The sequence below is a fragment of the Castellaniella sp. genome (assembly GCF_049671645.1).
GTDB lineage: Bacteria > Pseudomonadota > Gammaproteobacteria > Burkholderiales > Burkholderiaceae_B > Castellaniella.
Map to the genome: position 1 here is coordinate 1 of NZ_JBATVG010000015.1, position 21380 is coordinate 21380.

Here is a 21380-nt window from a genome sequence, read left to right on the forward strand (position 1 = left end):
TCGCTCCTGACCATCATGGCCTTCGGCACCGACTCGCTGGCCTCGCTCTCGCTCAAGCTCTACGAGACCTCCGAGCACTTCACGCTCATGGCCATCCCCTTCTTCATCCTGGCCGGGGCCTTCATGACCACCGGCGGCGTGGCCAAGCGCATGATCCGCTTCGCCATCGCCTCGGTGGGCCACCTGCACGGCGGCCTGGCGATCGCGTCGGTCATGGCCTGCGTGCTGTTTGCCGCCGTCTCGGGCTCTTCGCCCGCCACCGTGGTGGCGGTGGGTTCCATCGTGATCGCCGGCATGGTGCGGGCCGGCTACAGCCAGGCCTTTGCCGCCGGCGTCATCTGCAACGCCGGCACCCTGGGCATCCTGATCCCGCCGTCCATCGTCATGGTGGTCTACGGCGCGGTCACGGAAACGTCCGTGGGCGCGCTGTTCATGGCCGGCGTCATCCCCGGGCTGCTGCTGGGCCTGCTGCTGATGGTCGCCATCTACGTGGTCGCGCGCATGCGCAACATGCCCCGCCAGCCGCGCGCCAGCGCGGCCGAGATCGTCGGCGCCGCGCGCGATTCGATCTGGGGGCTGCTGCTGATCGTCATCATCCTGGGCGGCATCTACGGCGGCATCTTCACCCCCACCGAGGCGGCCGCCGTGGCCGCGGTCTACGCCTTCTTCATCGCCGTGTTCGTGTACCGCGACATCAGCATGAAGCAGGTGCCGGAGGTCCTGATCGATGCGGCCAAGGTGACCATCATGCTGATGTTCATCATCGCCAACGCGCTGCTGTTCGCCCACGTGCTGACCACCGAGCGCATCCCCCAGGCCATCGCCGAGCAGATCATCGCCTGGGACATGAGCAGCTGGCAGTTCCTGATCGTGGTCAACATCCTGCTGCTGGTGGCCGGCGCCTTCATGGAACCCACCGGCATCATCCTGATCCTGGCCCCGATCCTGTTCCCGATCGCCATGGAACTGGGCATCGATCCGGTGCACCTGGGCATCATCATGGTGGTCAACCTGGAGATCGGCATGGTCACGCCCCCCGTGGGCCTGAACCTGTTCGTCACCGCAGGCATCACGAAGATGAGCATCGGACAGGTCATTCGCGCCGCCTTCCCCTGGCTCTCGCTGCTGCTGGTCTATCTGGTGTTCATCACCTACGTGCCCAGCGTCAGCCTCTGGCTGCCCGGCCTGTTCGGATAGGCCTTTACAGTTGACACACGGGCGCCCTCGACGGGCGCCCGTTGTCTATTCAGCAAAAGTAAGATATTTTGCGAGGTATGTCAGACAGGTGACGCGCGGTCCTGCACCGCGCCAACGAATCGGGAGCCCTCATGGCTGTGCAGCACGCGCGGGCGGCATTTTTCGCCATGGCGGCCCTGGCGGCGACGCTGGCCTGGTCGCCGGGCGCATCGGCCCAGGTCGCCAATTTTCATCCCTGCAATGCCCAGCCCGCCTTGCCGATCTGCCAGCACGGCTACGGCAAACGCGTCGCGGTCCAGCGGTGGGGGGCGCAGCCCGAAGCGCTGGACCCGGACGCTGCTCTCCGCGCCTCGCTGGTCACGCGCAATCCGGCCCGGGAAATCGAAAAACTGACGTCCACCACGATCCTGGTGGAAGACATGGACACGGCCGAGGTCCTGTTCGCTCGCGATCCGGACGTGGTGCGGCCCATTGCGTCGATCACCAAGTTGATGACGGCTCTTGTGGTGCTCAAGGCAGGACAACCCCTGGACGAAATGATCCGCATCGACGCCAGCGACGACGGCGTGCCCAGCGAGCTGCCATCGCGCCTGGCCGTGGGGACCAGCCTCAGCCGGTCGGATCTGCTGCATCTGGCGCTGATGTCTTCCGAAAACAGCGCGGCCCATGCCCTGGGGCGCGCGTATCCGGGCGGCATCAGGGCATTCGTCGACGCCATGAATGCGCAGGCGCAAGCGCTGGGCATGACGGATTCGAGATTCGTGGAGCCTGTCGGCCTGTCCAACGAAAACGTGTCCTCGGCCAGCGACCTGGCGCGGCTGATCAAGGCCGCCGCCCGGCAGCCTTTGATCCGGCAATTCACGACGGATCCCGGAGACAAGGTCTCGGGCCAGGTCTTCCACAATACCAATATGCTGGTGGGTCGACCCGACTGGGCCATCCTGGCATCGAAGACCGGCACCACCCGCGAGGCGGGCGACTGCCTGATCATGGTGCTTGAGCTGGGCGGCCGTCAGTTGGCCATGGTGCTGCTCAACGCCCAGGGTGTCAGCGGTGCGCGCTTTGGCGACGCGGTGCGCGTGCGGCGCGTCCTGAGCAGCCGCATGGCGGCGAAATAAGGGGCTGCGGCGGCCCGGCCCGCGTTCGCGAGGGGCTTCATTCCGCGATGATCGCCCGGCCGCTTTTGCCGCGGTCTCGCTGGTCCTTGTATGCGAAGATCAAGGCCAGCACGACGACGAGCGAGATGACGCCCAAGCCGGCCGCAGTGGCAATGTGCCACGATGCATATCCATCCAGCGTCCAGAACACGGCGGCGGTGATCATGGCGATGCCGACCGAGGTGCCGATGCGCTGCCCCGTCTGCATGATGGCCCCGGAACTGCCTGCGTAGTCCAGGGGGACGTCCATCAGGGTCAGGGCCTGGTTGGGGCTGATGACGGACCCTTGCGCCAGTCCGACGAAGGACAGGGTCAGCAGCAGCCACCAGGCGCTGATCAGGCCGTGGGCCTGCAGCAGGATCACTCCCATGCTCAGGCCCAGGCCGGCCAGGGCCAGAAACAGGCCGCCGATGACGATCTTGCGGCCGTAGGTCATGACGCGTCGGCCGGCCCAGTCGGCCGCCCAGGACGACAGCAGGGCGGCGGGAATGCCGAACAGTCCGGATTCCAGGGCCGACATGCCCAGGCCTTCCTGCACGTACAGGGCCACCAGCACCCAGACGCTGGTCATGCCCAGGAAATACAGCGCCATGATCAGGACGCCGTTGCTGAAGCTGGCGGTGGCGAAGATGCGTAGGTCCACCATGGGGCTGTCGCCCCGGCGCATCGTGCGGCGTTCCCACCAGACCCAGAGGCCGGCCAGCGCCAGGCCCAGCGGCAGCAAGGCCCAGGTCAGGGGGGCGGTGCGGGATTCGACGAAGGGGTACAGCACGGACAGCACGGCCAGCCCCAGCAGCAGGGACCCGACGGGGTCCAGAGAGCGCCATCCCGCGTGCGCGGCGGCCTGGGCGTCCGGGACATCCGCGGCGTCGGGCGGGTCGGCGCGGCCGGGCCATTGGATCAGGGGCCGGGGAAACCATTTCAGCCCCAGCGCGATGACCGCGATGCCGATGGGCACGTTCACCAGGAATGTCAGCCGCCAGCCCAGATTCAAGCCGCCCAGTTCGATCAGCAGGCCGCCCAGCACCGGGCCGATGGCTACGGAAAAGCCGACGACGGTGCCGAAATAGCCAAAGGCGCGGCCTCGCTCGGCCCCGCGAAAATAGTGCTGGATCATGCCCAGGCCCTGCGGGTTGAGCAGACCCGACCCCACTCCCTGGAGAAAGCGGGCGCTGTTGAGCCAGGCGGCATCCGGCGCCAGACCGGCGGCGATCGACGACAGCGTGAACAGCGCCACCCCCGCCAGGAACAGGCCGCCGCGCCCCATCAGGTCGCCGGCGCGGCCCGCCGCGACCAGCACAACGCCGAAGGTCAAGGCATAGCCAGACAGCACCCACTGCATGTCGGATTGCGAGGCGTTCAGGGAAATCTGGATCGAGGGGAGGGCGACGTTGACGATGCTGACCCCGATCAGGGACATGAAAATGGTGGTCAGCAGGATGGCCAGAATGCGCCACCGGCCGGGGTCCGGCCGGTGGGCTTGTGTCGAGCGGTGGGTGGAGGAAGGGCTCAATGAGTGGTCGATGAGGCCTTTTCCTGTTCGGCGATCTGGGCATGCACCTGCGCCATGTCCACGGCCTTGACCTGGGTGATCAGTTCTTCCAGTTGCGAAGCGGCCAGGGCGCCGGCCTGCTGGAACAACAGCACGTTTTCACGGAACACCATGAGGGTCGGAATCGAGCGGATGCGCAAAGCGGCGGCCAGTTCCTGCTGGTCTTCGGTGTTGATCTTGGCGAAGGTGACATCCGGGTGCTTTTCAGCAGCGGCTTCGAAGGTGGGGGCGAACTGGCGGCAGGGACCGCACCACGGCGCCCAGAGATCGATGATCAGGGGTTGTTCGGCCTTGGTGGCGTCCTGGAAGGTTTCCTGGGTGAGTTCGATGATGCTCATGGGGACTCCTGTCTGTGGAAGGCGGCAAAAGGCCGCCGACCGGATTGCTGATCATATGGGGACAGTGTACCTGCCTTGCAAGTGGAAACAGGGGGAAGGTCCGCGGGGACCTTCCCGGCCCGGGATCAGCCGGGGAACAGGGCGTACTTGATGACGAACAGGATCGCGACCAGCAGCGTGGCGGGGTGGATGTCGCGGAAACGCCCGGACAGAGCCTTGATCACCACGTAGCTGATGAAGCCGAAGGCCAGGCCGTTGGCGATGGAGTAGGTCAGGGGCATGGCCACGGCGGCGATGGCGGCGGGGACGGCCTCGGTGATGTCGTCCCATTGCACGTCGACCAGTTCGCGCAGCATCAGGCAGGCCACGTACAGCAGGGCCGGCGCGGTCGCGTAGGCGGGCACGATGCCGGCCAGCGGCGACAGGAACAGCGCCAGCAGGAACAGCACGGCGATGACCAGGGCGGTCATGCCGGTGCGACCGCCCGCCTGCACGCCGGAGGCGCTTTCGATGTAGGCGGTGGTGCTGCTGGTGCCCAGGAAGGAACCGGCGACGATGGCGCAGCTGTCGGACAGCAGGGCGCGGCCCAGGCGGCCCGGGTTGTTCGGCGTGACCAGGCCGGCGCGCGTGGCGATGCCGATCATGGTGCCGGTGGCGTCAAAGACTTCCACCAGCACGAAGACCAGGATGATATGGAAGAAGCCCGTGTTCAACACCCCGGCGATGTCCAGCTTGAAGAAGGTGGGGTCCAGGCTGGGCGGCGCGGAGAAGATCCCCTGGTATTGCGTCAGGCCGGTGACGACGGACAGCAGGGTGATGGCCAGGATGCCGATCAGGATCGCGCCCTTGACCCGCAAGGCCCCCAAGGCTGCGATGATGAAGAACCCCAGGATGGCGAACAGCGTGCTGGCGTGGGTCAGGTCGCCCAGCCCCACCATGGTGGCCGGATTGGGGACGACGATGCCGGCTGTCTTCAGGGCGATGATGCCCAGGAACAGCCCGATCCCGGCGGCGATGGCCGCTCGTAACGAGGCTGGAATGCCGGCCACCAGCCATTCCCGGGCGCCGGTGACGGTCAGTATGACGAACACCACCCCCGAGATGAACACCGCGCCCAGCGCTTGCTGCCAGGAATAGCCCATCTGCGCGACCACGGTGAAAGCGAAGAACGCGTTCAGGCCCATGCCCGGCGCCATGCCGATGGGCCAATTGGCCACGAAGGCCATGATCAGCGAGCCCAGCGCCGCCGCCAGGCAGGTGGCCACGAAGACCGAGCCTTTGTCCATGCCCGTGCTCGACAGGATGTCGGGATTGACGAACACGATGTAGGACATCGTCAGGAAGGTGGTGAGGCCGGCAAGCAATTCGGTACGGGCGTTGGTGCCGTGTTCCTTGAGCTTGAAGAGCTGTTCGAACATGATCTTGTCCCCAGAGATGGAAGCGGTTTATTGACTGCGTATTTTCTGCAACGGCCCCATTCTACGGCGGCCAAAAGCCTTTTGTGAACAGCAGTACACTTCGCCCTATGCTGATCATCGGATTCGAGAGCTCCTGCGACGAAACGGGCGTGGCCATCGCCTGCACGGAACGCGGCCTGCTGGCGCACGCTTTGCACAGCCAGATCGCCATGCATCGGGAATACGGCGGCGTGGTGCCGGAACTGGCTTCGCGCGACCATATCCGGCGCATCGTCCCGCTGACCCGGCAGGTCTTGGAGGAAGCCGGGGTGCGACCGGCGGAACTGGACGCCGTGGCCTATACGGCCGGCCCCGGGCTGGCGGGCGCCTTGCTGGTGGGGGCCGGATTTGCGCGGGCCTTCGCCTGGGCGCGGGATCTGCCGGCGATCCCGATCCATCACCTGGAAGGCCATCTGCTGTCCCCCCTGCTGGCGGACGAGGTCCCTTCGTTTCCCTTCGTCGCCTTGCTGGTGTCCGGCGGGCATACCCAGCTGATGCGCGTCGATGGGGTGGGGCGCTATCAGCTGTTGGGGGAAACGCTGGACGATGCCGCGGGCGAGGCCTTTGACAAAAGCGCCAAGCTCATGGGGCTGGGATATCCGGGCGGGCCGGAATTGTCGCGCCTGGCGCAACAGGGGGATCCCCGCGCCTGCGCCTTGCCGCGCCCCATGCTGCATAGCGGCGATCTGGATTTCAGCTTCAGCGGCCTGAAAACGGCTGTCATGACGCGGATGCGGGCCTTGCAGGCCGAAGGCCGGGATGCCGACCTTGCCGCACGGGCGGATCTGGCCGCTTCGACCGAAGCCGCCATCGTGGATGTGCTGGCGGCAAAATCCCTGCAGGCCTTGCGCCAGACCGGTTTGAAGACCTTGGTCGTGGCGGGCGGCGTCGGGGCCAATCGCCATCTGCGCCAGCATCTGCAGGCGGCGCTGGCCGAGCTGGGCGGGCGGGTGTACTTCCCCCCCCTGCATTTATGCACCGACAATGGCGCGATGATCGCCTGGGCTGCCGCGCTGCGGGCGCGGGCCGGCCTGGTCGACCTGACGGCCCCGCAGGATGCGGGCTTTGCCGTGCGGCCTCGCTGGGATCTGCAGGACGTCTGCGTCCCTGCCTGAGCCTATTTCTTTTTGCTGCCGATGCGGCTTTCTTTGCCCGCCAGCAGGCGGGCGATGTTTTCATGGTGCCGGGCCAGCAGCAGCACGCTGATGGCAACGATGACCATGGCCGTCGGCGCATGGATGCGCCAGGCGACGTCGCCGCCCAGCAGGTAGTAGAACGGCGCGAAGACCGCCGCGATGATGGCGGCCAGCGAAGAATAGCGGGTCACGGCGGCCACGATCACCCAGGTCAGCGCCGTGGCCAGCGCCAGCCAGGGCTGCAGGGCCAGCAGCACGCCCAGCGCCGTGGCGACGCCCTTGCCCCCGCGAAAACGCAGGAATAGCGGATAGAGATGCCCCAGAAAGGCCCCCAGGCCCGCCAGGGGCACTGCGGCATCGGGCAGCCAGCCCCGGCTGACGGCCCAGACGGCCAGGGCGACGGCCAGCCATCCCTTGGCGGCATCGCCCAGCAGGGTCAGCAAGGCGGCCAGCTTGTTGCCGCCGCGCAGCACGTTGGTCGCGCCGGGGTTGCCCGAGCCGAAACTGCGGGGGTCGCGCAGCCCCATCACCCGGCTGACCACGACGGCGAAAGAAACCGATCCGATGAGATATCCCAGAACCAGCGCCAGGATAATACCGCCTGTGAAAGAAAGTTCGGACATGGAAAGTGGGCGACTGCGCCATCGCGGATAATTGGAATGGGGGCCATTCTAAAGCGCTTGACCGGCTCCGTCATCCGAACAGGGGATATCCCCGAGTACAATTCGCACCATCCGGTTTCAGGCAGGAAGAAAAGGCAATGCGCATTCTGGTCACCAATGACGATGGCTACAACGCGGCGGGCATCGAAGCGCTGGCGGCAGCCTTGCGGCCCTTGGGCGATATCACGGTGGTGGCGCCCGAAACCAATTGCAGCGCGGCGTCGAATTCCCTGACGCTGCGCCGCCCCCTGACGCTGAGCCAGGCCGCCAATGGCTTTCATTTCGTCAACGGCACGCCTTCCGATTGCGTGCACGTCGCAATGACGGGCCTGCTGGATTTTCGCCCCGACCTGGTGGTGTCCGGCATCAACAACGGCGCCAATCTGGGGGAAGACACGCTGTATTCCGGCACGGTCGCGGCAGCCTCGGAAGGTTATCTGTTCGGGGTGCCCTCCATGGCGTTTTCCCTGGTGGAGCGCGATTGGAAACATCTGGATACCGCCACCCAGGTCGCGCGCGAACTGGTGGTGCGGTTTCGCGATCAACCCTGGCAGCATCCTCTACTGCTCAACGTGAACATTCCGGCCGTGCCGTATCGGCAGCTATCCGGCTTCCGGGCCACGCGCCTGGGGCGCCGGCATCCGTCCGAACCCGTCATCCGCAGCACGACCCCGTATGGCGATGCGGTCTACTGGATCGGCCCGGTCGGCCTGGCTCTGGATGGCGGATCCGATACGGATTTCGGCGCCATTGCGTCTCATGCCGTGTCGCTGACGCCGCTGCGCCTGGACCTGACCGACCACGCCCAGACCCAGGCCGTGGCCCATTGGGTGGGAGAGCGATGAACAAGCCGCGTCACCCTTCGGATCGTCCTCTGCGGATCAGCCGCAGCCCGGTGCGCAGTTCCACGCTGGGGCCGGGCTATTCCGTGGCCAACAGCAATACCCGCATCCTGGGGCCGCACAGCCAGACGCCCGCGCGAGGCGGCGCCTCGCTGGCGTCGGCGCTTCCGGCCAACCTGGGGCTGAATTCCGATCGTCTGCGCACCGAGATGGTGCGTCGCCTGCGCGAACAGGGCATCACCGACGACCGGGTGCTCGCGGCCATGCAGACGGTTCCCCGCCACGACTTCGTCGACCAGGGGCTGGCCAGTCGCGCCTACGAAGACGCGGCCTTGCCGATCGGTTATGGGCAGACGATTTCGCAGCCCTGGGTGGTGGCCTATATGCTGGCCGTCATGTGCGCGGGCAGGGATCCCCAACGGGTGCTGGAGATCGGCGCCGGCTGCGGCTATCAGGCGGCAGTGCTGGCGCAGTTCGTGCCCGAGGTCTATGCGGTCGAACGCATCCGCGGGCTCTACGATCAGGCGCGCTTGAATCTGTCCCAGGGGCGCTCACGGGGCCGTGTGCGCCTGTCGTTTGGCGATGGTATGCAGGGGCTGGAGCACCGGGCGCCCTTCGATGGCATTGTCGTGGCGGCTGCGGGCGTTAAAATCCCTGAAGTCCTGCTGCATCAGCTGGCTATCGGTGCGCGTCTGATCGCCCCCGAAGGCGCGACGCACCAGAGACTTATTCTCTTCGAACGCACCGGTCCTTCTTCCTGGCATCGGGTGGAACTCGAAGATGTCCGATTCGTACCGCTGCGTCCTGGCACGCAGACCTAAGTAGGAGAACCATATGCTCGATGGGACGCTGGTGACAGATGCTCCGTTCACCCAACCGACGCGCACCGGGCGCATGATGCTTTTGGCCGCTGTTCTGTCGGCCGTGGCCTTGGCCGGCTGCGCCTCGCGCTCGCAGCGGGCGCCGGTTGCCGATCATTCCAATGCCGCGTCGTCATCCGGGACGCAGGCGGCCGCGCGCGGCACATACGTGGTGCGGGCGGGCGATACGCTCTACAAGATCGCCCAGAGCCATGGCATGGAACCTTCGCGCCTCGCGCAACTGAACAATATCTCCGACCCGACGCAACTGGCCATCGGCCAGGTCTTGCGCCTGGATGGCGGCACGGCCATGCCGTCGGGCTCGTCCACCGCGGTGGCCACGCCTGTGCAAACCAAGCCGGCCGGCGGCACGACATCTCCGGCGGCGGAGCCGGCCGCCACGCCCGCTGCTCCGGTGGAAACGTCGGCCTCCCGCGCCAGTGACGCCGGCCTGGTGTCCTGGGGCTGGCCCGCCGACGGCAAGATCATCCAGGGGTTCAACGGCAACACCAAAGGCATCGACATCGAGGGCGCCATCGGGGCGCCGGTGACGGCGGCTGCGGCAGGCAAGGTCATGTACGCCGGCAACGGGGTCCGGGGGCTGGGCAATCTGATCCTGCTGGGCCATAGCGATGGCTTCATCACAGCGTATGCGCATAACCAGTCCTTGCTGGTCAAGACCGGTGAAACCGTCAAGAAAGGCGCCAAGATCGCCACGATCGGCCAGTCCGACACGACGTCGCCGCGCCTGCACTTCGAGATCCGTCGCCGGGGCACGCCGGTCAACCCCCTGTCCTATCTGCCCGCCCGATGATACCCACCCTGGTCTTTGACCTGGAAACCATTCCAGACGCGGACGGGCTGCGGCGCCTGAATCCCCAGTGGGCCGATCTGCCCGACGCCGAGCTGATCGAGTCCGCGCTGGCCGCGAGGCGAGAGACGCACGGCAACGATTTCCTGCCCCTGCACCTGCAGCAGGTCGCGGTGATCGGTTGCGCCTTTCGCGACGATCAGGGGTTTCGCGTGCGCACCATCGGCCAGGCCGATGACCCGGAATCCACGCTGATCGCGGGTTTTTTCAAGACGATCGGGCATTACACGCCCACGCTGGTCAGCTGGAACGGGTCCGGGTTCGATCTGCCGGTGCTGCATTACCGCAGCCTGATCCATGGCGTGGCGGCCCCGCGCTACTGGGACACCGGGGAGGACGACCGCGATTTCCGTTTCAACAACTACCTGAACCGCTACCATACGCGCCACGTCGATCTGATGGACGTGCTGGCGAAATTCAATGGCCGCGCCAATGCGCCCTTGGATCAGTTGGCCAAGCTGTGCGGCTTTCCCGGCAAGCTGGACATGGATGGCGGCCAGGTCTGGCAGGCCTGGCATGCCGGCGACCGCGACCACGTGCGCAACTACTGCGAAACCGACGTGGTCAACACCTGGCTGGTCTATTGCCGCTACCGCCTGATCAAGGGCGATCTGGACGCCACGGCCTATGCCGCCGAACTCGACCTGGTGCGCAACACCCTGGCCGCCATCGACGCCCCGCACTGGAAGGAATTCCTTTCCGCCTGGAATCATGCCTGAACCCATTGTGTACCCCCTGGATATCGAGTCGCTGGATCTGGAGGGGCAGGGGATCGCCCATCACGAAGGCAAGGTCATCTTCGTGGAGGGCGCCTTGCCCGGCGAACGGGTCCTGGCCCGCGTGAAGCGGCGCAAACCCTCCTACGACAAGGCCAAGGTCGAGCGCGTCCTGCGGCCCTCGTCGCAACGCACGCGGCCCCCGTGCCCGCATTTCGGCGTCTGCGGAGGCTGCGCCATGCAGCACCTGGAACCCGCCGCGCAGATGGCCGTCAAGCAGCGTTCCCTGGAAGATGCGCTTGAACACATCGGCAAGGTCCGGCCGCAGCAGATCCTGCCGGCGCTGCAGGGGCCGACCGCAGGCTACCGACATCGCGCTCGCCTGTCCGTGCGGCTGGTGCACAAGAAAGGCGGCGTGCTGGTCGGTTTTCGCGAGCGCGCCAGCAGCTACGTGGCCGACATGCAGTCCTGCCTGGTGCTGCCGCCGCATGTGTCGGCCCTGCTGATGCCCTTGCGCGAGCTGATCGGCGGCCTGTCGCGGCCCGAACGCATGCCGCAGATCGAAGTGGCGGTGGGCGACGAGGCCACCGTCTTTTGCCTGCGGCACCTGGAACCGTTGACGCCCGACGATCTGGATCGCCTGCGCGATTTCGGCAACCGGCACCGCATTGACTGGTGGCTGCAGCCCAAGGGGCCGGAAACCGCCCACCCCCTGGATCCGGCCCGAGTCGACGTGCTGGCCTACGCGCTGCCGGCGTACGGCCTGCGCATGCACTACAAGCCTGCCGATTTCACCCAGGTCAACCCGCATATCAACCAGGTCCTGGTGGCGCGGGCGCTCAGTTTGCTGGACATCCAGCCGGACGACCGCGTGGCGGATCTGTTTTGCGGCCTGGGGAACTTCAGCCTGCCGCTGGCCACGCGCAGTCGCGCAGTCGTGGGCATCGAGGGCAGCGCGACTTTAGTGGCGCGCGCCCGCGAGGACGCCATCCGCCAGGGGCTGGCCGACAAGGCGGAATTCACCGAACTCAATCTGTTCGAGGTCGACACCGGCTGGTTGCGCGGCCTGGGCCATTTCGACCGCATGCTGATCGACCCCCCGCGCGAGGGCGCCCTGGCCGTGGCGCAGGCCCTGGCCGAACTGGCTCCGGACGAGCGGCCGCGTCGTGTCGTGTACGTCTCCTGTAATCCCGCCACCCTGGCGCGCGATGCCGGGATGCTGTGCCATGTGGGCGGATGGACGCTGAGGGCCGCGGGCGCGGTCAATATGTTCCCGCACACGGCGCACGTGGAATCGATCGCGGTATTCGAACCCTGAAGGAAGCAGCATGAGCGACAGGAATTCCGTTCCGGATGCGAGCGGAAAGCGCGCCATCCCGCGCACCGTCTGGATGCTGGGCCTGGTCAGCCTGTTCATGGATCTTTCGTCGGAGCTGATCCACAGCCTGCTGCCGATCTTCCTGGTGTCGGGCCTGGGAGCCAGCGTGCTGACGGTGGGGGTGATCGAGGGCGTGGCCGAGGCCACCGCCATGATCGTCAAGGTCTTTTCGGGCGCCATCAGCGATTTCCTGGGCCGGCGCAAGGGCCTGCTGCTGGCGGGCTACGGCCTGGCCGCTCTCAGCAAGCCCCTGTTCCCTCTGGCGCAGACCGTGGACATGGTCTTCGCCGCCCGCTTCATCGACCGGATCGGCAAGGGCATCCGGGGCGCGCCGCGCGATGCCCTGGTGGCCGACGTCACGCCGCCGGCCATCCGCGGCGCGGCCTTCGGCTTGCGTCAGTCGATGGACACCGTGGGCGCGGTCCTGGGGCCGGGACTGGCGGTGATCCTGATGCTGGTCTTCACGGATATCCGTCATGTCCTGTGGTTCGGCGTGGTGCCGGGCATCGTCGCCATGGGGTTGCTGTTCTGGGGAGTGCGCGAGGCCAGGTCCGGGCCGGGCGAAACGAAACCGTTTCGTTCTCCCATCCGCTGGAGCGCGTCGCGCGATTTCGGCGCCGCCTATTGGCGGGTGGTGGCGATCGGCGCGGTATTCACGCTGGCGCGCTTCAGCGAGGCCTTCCTGATCCTGCGCGGAGAGGACATGGGCTTGAGCGCCGCCTGGGCGCCTGTCGTGCTGATCGTGATGTCGCTCTTCTTCACGCTGTCGGCCTATCCGGCCGGCTGGCTGTCGGACCGTGTGCCGCGCTCCGCCGTCCTGGCGGCTGGCCTGGGCCTGCTGGTGCTGGCGGATCTGGCATTGGCCGTCAAGAGCGGCGGCGTCTGGTCGCTGCTGGCCGGCGCGGCGCTGTGGGGGCTGCACATGGGATTCAGCCAGGGAATTCTGTCCGCCATGGTGGCGGATACGACGCCGGCGGGCATGAAGGGCACGGCCTTCGGCATCTTCAATCTGGCCAGCGGCGTATGCATGCTGCTGGCCAGCGTCCTGGCCGGCTGGCTGTGGCAGGTCTGGGGGCCGTCGGCGACCTTTCTGGCCGGAGCGGCGTTCGCGGCAGTGGCGCTGCTGGGGCTGGGTGTGCCGGCGGGGCGTCAGCGCAGCGACGGGTAGCGGGCTTCATCCATGCATTCCCTTTAAAATGCGGCCTGATCCATTGCCCGCCCGCCGTCATGCATCCCGTCGCCAATATTGCCGCCTACCTGTTCGTTTCCCTGGATGATCTGCCGGATCTGCGCGAGCGCATCATGGCCCGGATCCTGGCGCTGGACCTGAAAGGCACGGTGTTGCTGGCGCCGGAAGGCATCAACGTGTTTCTGGCGGGCGGCAAAGACGACATCGAGGCGTTCCTGGGCTGGCTGCGCGCGGATGCCCGCTTCGCGCCCTTGCAGGCCAAGTACAGCTATTCTAGGACCGTGCCGTTCCGGCGCGTGCGGGTGAAGATCAAGCGCGAGATCATCCGTATGAATCATCCGGCGATCCGGCCTGAAGCAGGACGGGCGCCTGTCGTGGACGCACCGACGCTGGCGCGCTGGCTGGCGCAGGGCCAGGACGACGAAGGGCGCGAAGTCGTGATGCTGGACACGCGCAATGGTTTCGAGGTGGACGAGGGCACGTTCGCCCGTGCCATTGACTGGCGGCTGACGAAGTTTTCAGAGTTTCCCGCAGCGGTGCGGGAGCATCGCGCCGAACTGGCGGGCAAGACGGTGGTCAGCTTTTGCACCGGGGGCATCCGCTGCGAGAAAGCCGCGATTTTCATGGCTGAAGAAGGCATGGACCATGTCTATCAGCTCGAGGGCGGCATCCTCAAATATTTCGAGGAAACCGGCGGCCCGGGGTTCGAGGGCCGCTGTTTCGTGTTCGACGAGCGTGAAGTGCTGGGGATGGACCTGGCCGTGCCAGCGGTTTAGTCCGGAGCGCAACAAGTAAAAACGCCGAGGCGGTTCTGAAGCCGTCCGGCGTTTTTCTTTGAAAGCGAAGGGTACGCTGTGCGCCGCTTACGCCTTCGTCTGGTCTAGCACCCGTTGCGCTTCGATGCGCACGCGCTCGGGCGCGGTGCCGCCGATGTGCTTGCGGGCGGCGACCGAGCCTTCCAGCGTCAGCACCTGGAAGACGTCGTCCTGGATGTCGGCGTGGAATCCGCGCAGTTCGTCCAGTGACAGGTCGGCCAGATCGCAGCCCCGCTGTTCGCAGGAACGCACCGCCAGCGCGACCGTTTCGTGGGCGTCGCGGAAGGGCACGCCGCGCTTGACCAGGTAGTCGGCCAGGTCGGTGGCGGTGGCGTAGCCCTGCAGGGCGGCGGCGCGCATGGCGTCGGCCTTGACGCGGATGCCGCCGATCATGTCGGCGAAGATCGTCAGCGTGTCGCGGATGGTGTCGGCGGTGTCGAACAGGCCTTCCTTGTCTTCCTGGTTGTCCTTGTTGTAGGCCAGGGGCTGGCCTTTCATCAGGGTCAGCAGGGCCACCAGGTGGCCATGGACGCGGCCGGTCTTGCCACGGGCCAATTCGGGGACGTCGGGGTTCTTCTTCTGCGGCATGATGGAACTGCCGGTGCAGAAGCGGTCCGCCAGGTCGATGAAGCCGACGCGCGGGCTCATCCACAGGACCAGCTCTTCGGACAGGCGCGAGATGTGCGTCATGATCAAGGCCGCCGCCGCGCAGAACTCAATGGCGAAATCGCGGTCGGACACGGCGTCCAGGGAATTGCGGCAGACCTCGTCAAAGCCCAGGGTCTTGGCGACCCGTTCGCGGTCGATGGGGTAGCTGGTGCCCGCCAGCGCAGCCGCGCCCAGCGGCAGGCGGTTGGTGCGGCGGCGGCAGTCGGCCAGGCGTTCGGCGTCGCGGCCGAACATTTCGGCATAGGCCAGCAGGTGGTGGCCGAAGGTGACCGGCTGGGCGACCTGCAGGTGGGTGAAGCCCGGCAGGATGGTGTCGGCGTGTTCCAGCGCCAGCGTGGCCAGGCGGCCGCGCAGTTGGCCCAGCAGGTCGATGGCCAGGTCGATCTCGTGGCGCAGCCACAGGCGGATGTCCGTGGCGACCTGGTCGTTGCGCGAACGCCCGGTATGCAGGCGTTTTCCGGCGTCGCCGATCAGTTCGACCAGCCGTTTTTCGATGTTCAGGTGCACGTCTTCCAGGTCCAGCGACCACTGGAATTGCCCGGCCTGGATTTCCTGCAGGATCTGCGCCATGCCGCGCTGGATGTCGGACAGGTCGGCCGCGCCGATGACGCCCACGGCCGCCAGCATGTCGGCGTGCGCCAGGGAACCCTGGATGTCGAAGGCGGCCATGCGCTGGTCGAAATTGACCGAAGCCGTGTAGCGCTTCACCAGATCGGAGACGGGTTCGGAGAACCGCGCCGACCAGGCCTGGGATTTGTTGTCGAATTGATTGTGTGCGGAAGGGGTATTGGACATAGTGCGGAAATTATAAAGGAGGCGCGACCTGCGCTATATTAAAAGCTTTTCAGCGGAAACCGGAGATCATGGCGCAACCCGACATGAAGCAGATCACAGCCATCGTCAAGCCTTTCAAGCTCGATGAAGTGCGCGAGGCCTTGTCCGAGCTGGGGGTGAACGGCCTGACCGTCACCGAGGTCAAGGGCTTTGGGCGGCAGAAAGGCCATACGGAACTGTATCGCGGCGCCGAATACGTCGTCGATTTTCTGCCCAAGATCCGCATCGACGTGGTGGTGGCTGCGGATCAGACCGACGGCGTCATCGAGGCCATCGTCCGCGCGGCCCGCACCGGCAAGATCGGCGATGGCAAGATCTTCGTCACACCGGTCGAGCAGGCCATCCGCATCCGTACCGGGGAAACCGGCGTCGAGGCCCTGTAGCGCCCGGCCGGGCGGCCAGCGCCCAGAATTCAGGCAGGAAATATTCCGCTACCAGCAGTGGCGCGCCTTGGCGCATAAAGACTGAATGGCGGGCCTCGATCGCGCATCCGGCCCGAGGCGTCGCCCATGGACCGTCGGCCCGGCGGGTCAGCAGGCGGCCGAAGCGAAACGCGCTGCGACGAATCCGCGCATCCTGATACAGTATGTCGGCCAACGGCCGGCGGCCCAGGCCGCGCATGGCTTTCCATGCTCCCTGACTGGCCAGCCAGGGCGTGAAGCTGCAGGCTTGCACGCAGGGGCGGCCATCGATCGTCATCAGGATTTCACGCCACCAGACAGCCGCGCCCGGCGGCAGGCCCGCTTCCGCCGCCCAGATGGGGGGCAGGGCGGCGACGGTTTCGCGGCGCACAAACAGGCGGACTTCTCCCAGCGCGCGCAGGCCCACCGTCAGCGCCCCGGGCTGGCATAGCCAGGCGCGCTGCAGGCCGTCCAGGCTGGGGGCCGGGTGATTGCGCCACAGGGGCGCGCTGGCGGTTTGCGGAGTCATCGGGGCGACACGATAGCATGGCGGACGCTACAATGCGCTCCATCATGGAACCTGTCCGAATTTCAAAATTGATGGCCCAGCGCGGCCTGTGCTCCCGCCGCGAGGCCGATGCCTACATCGAACGCGGCTGGGTCCGCGTGGATGGCCGGATCGTGAGCGAACTGGGCACCAAGGCTTTGCCCAATGCCCGCATCTCGCTGGAACGGCAGGCGGCGCGACGTCAGACCGACAAGGCTACGATCATCCTGAACAAGCCGGTCGGCTACGTCTCGCACCAGTCCGACCAGGGGTATCGCGTGGCAGCGTCTCTGATCCGCGCGAATACCCAATATCACGCGGATCAGGCGCGCCGCGTCTTCGACCCGGCGCATTTGCGCGGCCTGGCGCCCGCCGGCCGCCTGGACATCGATTCCCAGGGCCTGCTGGTGCTGACCCAGGATGGGCGTATCGCCCGCCAGTTGATCGGCGACGATTCCGGCATTGAAAAAGAATACCTGGTGCGGGTCGACGGACGCCTGTCGTCCGGCGGCCTGGCGTTGCTGAATCACGGCCTGATGCTCGACGGCCAGGCGTTGCGCCCGGCCAAGGTCCACTGGCAAAACGAGGACCAGCTGCATTTCATCCTGCGCGAGGGTCGCAAACGGCAGATCCGCCGCATGTGCGAACAGGTCGGGCTGAAGGTCGTCGGCCTGAAACGGGTGCGCATGGGGCAGATCGTGCTGGGCGATCTGCCGCTGGGGCAGTGGCGTTATCTGCGAGAAGGCGAGCGTTTCTGACGCGGGGCTCGTCCGGCGGGCGGCCGTTCATGGCGGCCTGACTCGTCGGGTTTCCTTGTCTGCGCGATTGCGGCGGCGTCTTTGTCGGGCCGGGTCCCGGCGGCGCGTGTCAGCAGGCTGAATCGCGCCTGGTCGTCTTGCGCCAGGGTGGTTTGCAACCAGGGCAGGGCAGCGCGCAATTCGGCTTCCAGCGTCCAGGGCGGGTTGACGATGAACATGCCGCTGCCGTGCATGCCCAGGCCGTCGGCCGATGGCTTGCAGACCGTCAGGCTGGCATTCAGCCAATCCACGGGCAGGCGTTCCAGCGAGCGCACCAATTCATGCGCCTGGATGCGTTGCACCAGCGGGTACCAGATGACGAAACACCCTTGGGCAAAGCGCTGCAGCCCATCTTTGACCGCCTGCAGCACGTGCCGGTAGTCCTGTTTGTTTTCGTAGGACGGATCGATCAGGATCAGGCCGCGTCGGGGCGGAGGCGGCAGCAGGCGCTTCAGGCCGGCAAAGCCGTCTTCGCGGGCCACCGCCACCTGACGGCGCGAGGCATGCATCCGCTGGCGCAGCGTGTCTTCCAGCACCTGGCCTTCGGTGGGGTGCAGTTCGAACAGGCGCAGGCGGTCGTCCGGGCGCATGGCGTGCAGCGCCAGGCAGGGGGACCCCGGGTAGACGTTGGCAACCCCGTCCGGGTTGAAATCCTGGATCGCCCGCAGGTAGCGTTCGACCAGCGCGGGGGGCTGGGGCGCGCCCAGCAGGCGGTCCAGGCCTTCGGTGACTTCGCCGCTTTGGCCTGCCCAGTCGCCATCCAGGGCGTACAGTCCGGCCCCGGCATGGGTGTCGATCACCCAGTAGGGACTGTCCTTGCGATTGAAGTAATCCAGAGTCTGCACCAGGATGGCGTGCTTCAGGACGTCGGCGTGGTTGCCGGCATGAAAGGCGTGTCGGTAGCTGAACATGGCGAGGCTTTATGGATTCAGGCCCGGGGCCTGGGGGCGGACGCTATCCAGCGCGTCCGTGAATACCGCCTGGCAGCCCCAGGACAGCAGTTCGCGGGCGCGGCCCGGATCGTTGACCGTCCAGACGGCCAGGGTGGCGCCCTGGTCCAGGATGTCGCGCACCACTGCCTGATCGGCGTGCAGGGTGTCGATGTTCAGGCCGATGCAGCCCAGGCCCGTCTGGCGGGAGCGCCAGTCCGACGGCACCGGGCCTTCGATGAGCAGGGCTCGAGGCAGGTCAGGGGCTGCGGTGCGGGCGGCTTCCAGGGCGGTTTCGGAAAAAGAAGACAGCAACGGCGGCAGGGAGGCTGTCGCCCACAGCCGGGCAGCGGCCCGGGCGACCGCAACCCCGGTGTCGCGCTCGTAACCGGTGGTGGGTTTGATCTCGATATTGCTGTGCATGTTGCGGGCCTGCGTGTACCGGGCGACGGACAGCAGGGTGGGCGCGGGTTCTCCGGCGAAATCGCGGCTGTGCCAGGCGCCGAAATCGTACCGGGACAGGGTTTTCCAATCCAGTTCGCTGGCCAGCCCCCGCCCATCGCTGGTGCGGTCGATGCCATCATCGTGCAACAGGAACAGGACCTCGTCCTGGCTGAGTTTGACGTCGTATTCGGCCATCCGGAAACCGTGGGCCGCCCCGGTGCGCATGGCGGCCAGCGTGTTTTCAGGCGCCAGCAGACCGCCTCCGCGGTGGGCGATGAAAGCGGGCCAGGGCCAGGCTGGATGCGGTGTCGTCATGGGGATCGGGATGACAGAAAAGGGAGATCCGTTCATTTTAGCGGTTTGCCAGGATGATCCGCAGCCCGGGGACCCTGCGCATCCGCTCGGAGCGCCGGTCGCCAGGCCAGTCTGGCCGGGGCCGCCTGCGCAGCCCGGGCATCACAGTGTTAAACTGCGTGACATTTCAGGCTGTCGATTCGACCAGCCAGTTGGGGCGACGGTGTTCGCCTTTTTTGTTCCGGATGGTGCCGGCCTCGTCGTCCGTCATCCTTTGCAGGACCTTCGCCCATGTTTGATTTCATACGCACGCACCAGCGCTTGATGCAGTTGATCCTCCTGATCCTGGTGGTGCCGTCCTTCGTGTTTCTTGGCATCAGCGGCTATTCCTTCGTCACGGCCGACCCGGCCGTGGCCGAGATCGGCAAGCTTTCCGTGACCAAGCAGGAGTTCACCCAGGCCCAGCGCAACCAGTTGCAGCAGATGCAGGAAAGCAGCCAGGGTCGCTTCGATCCGGCGTTGCTGGACAATCCGCAGGCGCGCCAGGCGCTGCTGGATCAACTGATCGATCGCAAGGTCCAGATCGCGGTGGCCACCCAGGCCCACTTCAGCGTGTCGGACAACACCTTGCGTCGCGCGATCGCCTCCATGCCGCAAGTCCAGGTAGACGGTCAGTTTTCCGCCGACCGTTATCATGAAGTGCTGGCGTCCGCCGGCATGACGCCCCGGGATTTCGAGGCCAGTCAGCGGGCCGAGCTGGCCCTGGACACGGTGCTGGGACCGGTGCGCGATACGGCCGTTCTGCCGCAACCCGTGCTTGAAAGCTTGAAACGCGCCTTGACCGAGGAACGCACCGTGCGCTTGCGCGTCTTCCAGGCGAAGGACTACGCCAAGGACGTGACCATCACACCCCAGGACATCAAGGCCTGGTACGACGCGCACCAGGACGATCTGCGCCTGCCCGAACAGGTCGCCGTCGATTACCTGGTGCTGGACGAGGCCGCTGCCGTGGCCAGCGTGCCGGCGATCAACGACGCCCAGCTGAAGGATTATTACGAGCAGAACAAGACCCGGTACGTGGTGCCTGCCCGGGTGAACGTCAGTCATATTCTGATCAAGTTGCCTGCCGGCGCCTCGGACGAGGCCGCCAAGGCAGCCCTGGCGACCGCCCAGGACATCAGCCGCCGGGTTCGCGCCGAACCGAAGCAATTTGCCGAACTGGCCCGCAAGGAGTCCCAGGATGCCGGGACCGCCCGGGATGGCGGCCAGCTGGGCTGGATCCAGCGCGGCACCTTGCCCTTGCCCATGGAGCAGGCCATCTTTGCGTTGAAACAGGGCGAGGTCTCCGACCCGGTCAAGGGGCCGGACGGCTATCACGTCTTCATCGCCAATCAGGTTCAACCCGAAAAGGGCGAGACCTTCGACGAAGCCCGCGCCAAGGTCGAATCCGAGGTTCGCCGCCAATTGGCAGCCGATCGCTTTGCCGACATGGCCACCAAACTGACCAGCCTGGTGTACGACAATGCAAACAGCCTGGATCCTGCAGCCAAGGAGCTGGGGTTGCAGGTGCGTCAGGCCCAGGGGGTTGCCCGCGATCGTCTGCTGACGGCCGATGAAGCCGGTCCCCAGGCCGCGGCCGCGTCGAAGGATGCCGCCATCCTGGGCGATGTGCGGGTGCGCCAGGCCCTGTTCAGCCGGCAGGTGCTGGCCGACAAGCAGAATTCCGGTGTGATCGAGATCTCTCCCGACACCATGGTCGTGGTGCGCGTGAATGCGGTGACGCTGGCCCACGTGCCCGATCTGGATAAAGAGCAGGCGCATATCCATGCGCAATTGCAGGCCGAGCGCGCGCAGGCGGCCGCCGTGGCCGCCGGTGAAAAAGCGCTGGCCTCGCTGAAGCAGCAGGCATCGTCGGAGGGTTTCCATGATCCCGTCACCATCAGCCGTCTGGATCCCGCCGGCCTGAGCAAGGCCGTGATGGATGCGGCTTTCACGATTCCTCACCAGACGCTGCCGGCGTATGGCGGTGTATCGCTGCCGGATGCCTATGCCATTGTGCAGCTGGATCAGGTCAAGCCGGGCAGTACCGACAAGCCCGCGCTGGATGGTCTGGGTGCGCAACTGGCCCGTATCTGGGGCAGTGTGGAAGAACAGGCTTTGCTGGTGGATCTGCGCAAGTCCCTGAAGGTGAAGATCACGGACGAAGGCCACAAGCTGATCGAGAAAGGCGATAGCGGATCGAATTGATCGGGAAGTGTCGTGGATGGAAAAAAGGGCCTGCGGGCCCTTTTTTCA

21 protein-coding genes are annotated in these 21380 nt (G+C 66.3%); 13 read left to right on the plus strand and 8 right to left on the minus strand.

Features of this window, described 5'->3' with window-relative positions; translation table 11 throughout:
* Window positions 1-1197 (plus strand): TRAP transporter large permease (locus WBG56_RS06310; RefSeq protein ID WP_424266380.1); only part of this gene is annotated, 1197 nt, incomplete at its 5' end.
* A gap of 131 nt (window positions 1198-1328) precedes the next feature.
* Window positions 1329-2315 (plus strand): serine hydrolase, encoded by a 987-nt coding sequence (locus WBG56_RS06315; protein WP_424266382.1) that lies wholly within the window; start codon window positions 1329-1331, stop codon window positions 2313-2315.
* A gap of 37 nt (window positions 2316-2352) precedes the next feature.
* Here WBG56_RS06315 and WBG56_RS06320 read toward each other — a convergent pair whose 3' ends face one another.
* The 3 genes from WBG56_RS06320 to WBG56_RS06330 form a co-directional block, all read right to left on the minus strand.
* Window positions 2353-3867, minus strand: coding sequence for an MFS transporter (locus tag WBG56_RS06320; protein WP_424266384.1), 1515 nt, complete (start codon window positions 3865-3867; stop codon window positions 2353-2355).
* Window positions 3864-4244 carry a thioredoxin gene (gene trxA / locus WBG56_RS06325; RefSeq protein WP_298015985.1) on the minus strand — a complete coding sequence of 127 codons (381 nt, stop codon included), beginning with the start codon at window positions 4242-4244 and terminating at the stop codon, window positions 3864-3866. Before trxA ends, WBG56_RS06320 begins: the two co-directional genes overlap by 4 nt.
* Window positions 4245-4369: 125 nt before the next feature.
* The gene (locus tag WBG56_RS06330) at window positions 4370-5662 is read right to left on the minus strand and encodes an NCS2 family permease (RefSeq protein WP_424266387.1); all 1293 of its coding nucleotides are present in this window, start codon (window positions 5660-5662) and stop codon (window positions 4370-4372) included.
* A gap of 107 nt (window positions 5663-5769) precedes the next feature.
* On the opposite strand from WBG56_RS06330, the gene tsaD reads away from it, so the two are divergent.
* Window positions 5770-6816, plus strand: coding sequence for a tRNA (adenosine(37)-N6)-threonylcarbamoyltransferase complex transferase subunit TsaD (gene tsaD / locus WBG56_RS06335; RefSeq protein ID WP_424266389.1), 1047 nt, complete (start codon window positions 5770-5772; stop codon window positions 6814-6816).
* A gap of 2 nt (window positions 6817-6818) precedes the next feature.
* Here the strand turns inward: tsaD and plsY are convergent, their stop codons facing one another.
* Window positions 6819-7460 carry a glycerol-3-phosphate 1-O-acyltransferase PlsY gene (plsY, locus tag WBG56_RS06340; RefSeq protein WP_424266391.1) on the minus strand — a complete coding sequence of 214 codons (642 nt, stop codon included), beginning with the start codon at window positions 7458-7460 and terminating at the stop codon, window positions 6819-6821.
* A gap of 137 nt (window positions 7461-7597) precedes the next feature.
* Here plsY and surE point away from each other — a divergent pair, with 137 nt between their 5' ends.
* Genes surE through WBG56_RS06375 form a run of 7 tightly spaced genes read left to right on the plus strand, consistent with a single transcriptional unit; the run spans window position 7598 to window position 14131 of the window.
* Window positions 7598-8344 (plus strand): 5'/3'-nucleotidase SurE, encoded by a 747-nt coding sequence (gene surE, locus WBG56_RS06345; RefSeq protein WP_424266393.1) that lies wholly within the window; start codon window positions 7598-7600, stop codon window positions 8342-8344.
* A complete protein-coding gene (locus WBG56_RS06350; protein WP_424266395.1) occupies window positions 8341-9162 on the plus strand; it encodes a protein-L-isoaspartate(D-aspartate) O-methyltransferase in 822 nt (273 codons plus the stop codon). The genes surE and WBG56_RS06350 overlap by 4 nt, the downstream gene beginning before the upstream one ends.
* A gap of 13 nt (window positions 9163-9175) precedes the next feature.
* Window positions 9176-10015, plus strand: a complete 840-nt coding sequence (locus WBG56_RS06355) for a peptidoglycan DD-metalloendopeptidase family protein (protein WP_424266397.1) — start codon at window positions 9176-9178, stop codon at window positions 10013-10015.
* Window positions 10012-10791, plus strand: coding sequence for a 3'-5' exonuclease (locus tag WBG56_RS06360; RefSeq protein WP_424266399.1), 780 nt, complete (start codon window positions 10012-10014; stop codon window positions 10789-10791). Before WBG56_RS06355 ends, WBG56_RS06360 begins: the two co-directional genes overlap by 4 nt.
* Window positions 10792-10795: 4 nt before the next feature.
* Window positions 10796-12106, plus strand: coding sequence for a 23S rRNA (uracil(1939)-C(5))-methyltransferase RlmD (gene rlmD / locus WBG56_RS06365; protein ID WP_424266822.1), 1311 nt, complete (start codon window positions 10796-10798; stop codon window positions 12104-12106).
* Window positions 12107-12116: 10 nt separating this feature from the next.
* Entirely contained in the window at window positions 12117-13334 is a 1218-nt protein-coding gene (locus WBG56_RS06370) for an MFS transporter (RefSeq protein WP_424266401.1), read from the plus strand.
* Between the two features lie 59 nt (window positions 13335-13393).
* The gene (locus WBG56_RS06375; protein WP_424266403.1) at window positions 13394-14131 is read left to right on the plus strand and encodes a sulfurtransferase; all 738 of its coding nucleotides are present in this window, start codon (window positions 13394-13396) and stop codon (window positions 14129-14131) included.
* Window positions 14132-14218: 87 nt separating this feature from the next.
* On the opposite strand, the gene argH is transcribed toward WBG56_RS06375, so the two are convergent.
* Window positions 14219-15634 (minus strand): argininosuccinate lyase, encoded by a 1416-nt coding sequence (gene argH, locus WBG56_RS06380; protein ID WP_424266405.1) that lies wholly within the window; start codon window positions 15632-15634, stop codon window positions 14219-14221.
* 83 nt (window positions 15635-15717) lie between these two features.
* Between argH and WBG56_RS06385 the strand changes: the two genes are divergently transcribed.
* Window positions 15718-16056 carry a P-II family nitrogen regulator gene (locus WBG56_RS06385; RefSeq protein WP_424266824.1) on the plus strand — a complete coding sequence of 113 codons (339 nt, stop codon included), beginning with the start codon at window positions 15718-15720 and terminating at the stop codon, window positions 16054-16056.
* Here WBG56_RS06385 and WBG56_RS06390 read toward each other — a convergent pair.
* Window positions 15995-16603, minus strand: a complete 609-nt coding sequence (locus tag WBG56_RS06390; protein ID WP_424266407.1) for a chorismate--pyruvate lyase family protein — start codon at window positions 16601-16603, stop codon at window positions 15995-15997. The two genes, WBG56_RS06385 and WBG56_RS06390, sit on opposite strands and share 62 nt — an antisense overlap.
* A gap of 44 nt (window positions 16604-16647) precedes the next feature.
* On the opposite strand from WBG56_RS06390, the gene WBG56_RS06395 reads away from it, so the two are divergent.
* Window positions 16648-17379: a pseudouridine synthase gene (locus tag WBG56_RS06395; protein ID WP_424266826.1), complete on the plus strand. Its 732-nt coding sequence runs from the start codon at window positions 16648-16650 to the stop codon at window positions 17377-17379.
* Here WBG56_RS06395 and WBG56_RS06400 read toward each other — a convergent pair.
* Window positions 17352-18329, minus strand: coding sequence for a 23S rRNA (adenine(2030)-N(6))-methyltransferase RlmJ (locus WBG56_RS06400; RefSeq protein ID WP_424266409.1), 978 nt, complete (start codon window positions 18327-18329; stop codon window positions 17352-17354). The genes WBG56_RS06395 and WBG56_RS06400 overlap by 28 nt on opposite strands.
* A 9-nt stretch (window positions 18330-18338) precedes the next feature.
* Entirely contained in the window at window positions 18339-19106 is a 768-nt protein-coding gene (gene ugpQ, locus WBG56_RS06405; protein WP_424266411.1) for a glycerophosphodiester phosphodiesterase, read from the minus strand.
* A 270-nt stretch (window positions 19107-19376) separates the two neighbouring features.
* Here ugpQ and WBG56_RS06410 point away from each other — a divergent pair, with 270 nt between their 5' ends.
* Entirely contained in the window at window positions 19377-21332 is a 1956-nt protein-coding gene (locus WBG56_RS06410) for a SurA N-terminal domain-containing protein (protein ID WP_424266413.1), read from the plus strand.
* Window positions 21333-21380 lie beyond the last annotated feature (48 nt).

Excerpts from the sequence above, each read along its gene's own strand:
- WBG56_RS06315 (WP_424266382.1), top strand. The coding sequence starts at position 1,329 with ATGGCTGTGCAGCACGCGCGGGCGGCATTTTTCGCCATGGCGGCCCTG.
- trxA (WP_298015985.1), bottom strand. The coding sequence starts at position 4,244 with ATGAGCATCATCGAACTCACCCAGGAAACCTTCCAGGACGCCACCAAG.
- WBG56_RS06330 (WP_424266387.1), bottom strand. The coding sequence starts at position 5,662 with ATGTTCGAACAGCTCTTCAAGCTCAAGGAACACGGCACCAACGCCCGT.
- tsaD (WP_424266389.1), top strand. The coding sequence starts at position 5,770 with ATGCTGATCATCGGATTCGAGAGCTCCTGCGACGAAACGGGCGTGGCC.
- plsY (WP_424266391.1), bottom strand. The coding sequence starts at position 7,460 with ATGTCCGAACTTTCTTTCACAGGCGGTATTATCCTGGCGCTGGTTCTG.
- surE (WP_424266393.1), top strand. The coding sequence starts at position 7,598 with ATGCGCATTCTGGTCACCAATGACGATGGCTACAACGCGGCGGGCATC.
- WBG56_RS06350 (WP_424266395.1), top strand. The coding sequence starts at position 8,341 with ATGAACAAGCCGCGTCACCCTTCGGATCGTCCTCTGCGGATCAGCCGC.
- WBG56_RS06355 (WP_424266397.1), top strand. The coding sequence starts at position 9,176 with ATGCTCGATGGGACGCTGGTGACAGATGCTCCGTTCACCCAACCGACG.
- WBG56_RS06360 (WP_424266399.1), top strand. The coding sequence starts at position 10,012 with ATGATACCCACCCTGGTCTTTGACCTGGAAACCATTCCAGACGCGGAC.
- WBG56_RS06370 (WP_424266401.1), top strand. The coding sequence starts at position 12,117 with ATGAGCGACAGGAATTCCGTTCCGGATGCGAGCGGAAAGCGCGCCATC.
- WBG56_RS06375 (WP_424266403.1), top strand. The coding sequence starts at position 13,394 with ATGCATCCCGTCGCCAATATTGCCGCCTACCTGTTCGTTTCCCTGGAT.
- argH (WP_424266405.1), bottom strand. The coding sequence starts at position 15,634 with ATGTCCAATACCCCTTCCGCACACAATCAATTCGACAACAAATCCCAG.
- WBG56_RS06385 (WP_424266824.1), top strand. The coding sequence starts at position 15,718 with ATGAAGCAGATCACAGCCATCGTCAAGCCTTTCAAGCTCGATGAAGTG.
- WBG56_RS06390 (WP_424266407.1), bottom strand. The coding sequence starts at position 16,603 with ATGACTCCGCAAACCGCCAGCGCGCCCCTGTGGCGCAATCACCCGGCC.
- WBG56_RS06395 (WP_424266826.1), top strand. The coding sequence starts at position 16,648 with ATGGAACCTGTCCGAATTTCAAAATTGATGGCCCAGCGCGGCCTGTGC.
- WBG56_RS06400 (WP_424266409.1), bottom strand. The coding sequence starts at position 18,329 with ATGTTCAGCTACCGACACGCCTTTCATGCCGGCAACCACGCCGACGTC.
- ugpQ (WP_424266411.1), bottom strand. The coding sequence starts at position 19,106 with ATGACGACACCGCATCCAGCCTGGCCCTGGCCCGCTTTCATCGCCCAC.
- WBG56_RS06410 (WP_424266413.1), top strand. The coding sequence starts at position 19,377 with ATGTTTGATTTCATACGCACGCACCAGCGCTTGATGCAGTTGATCCTC.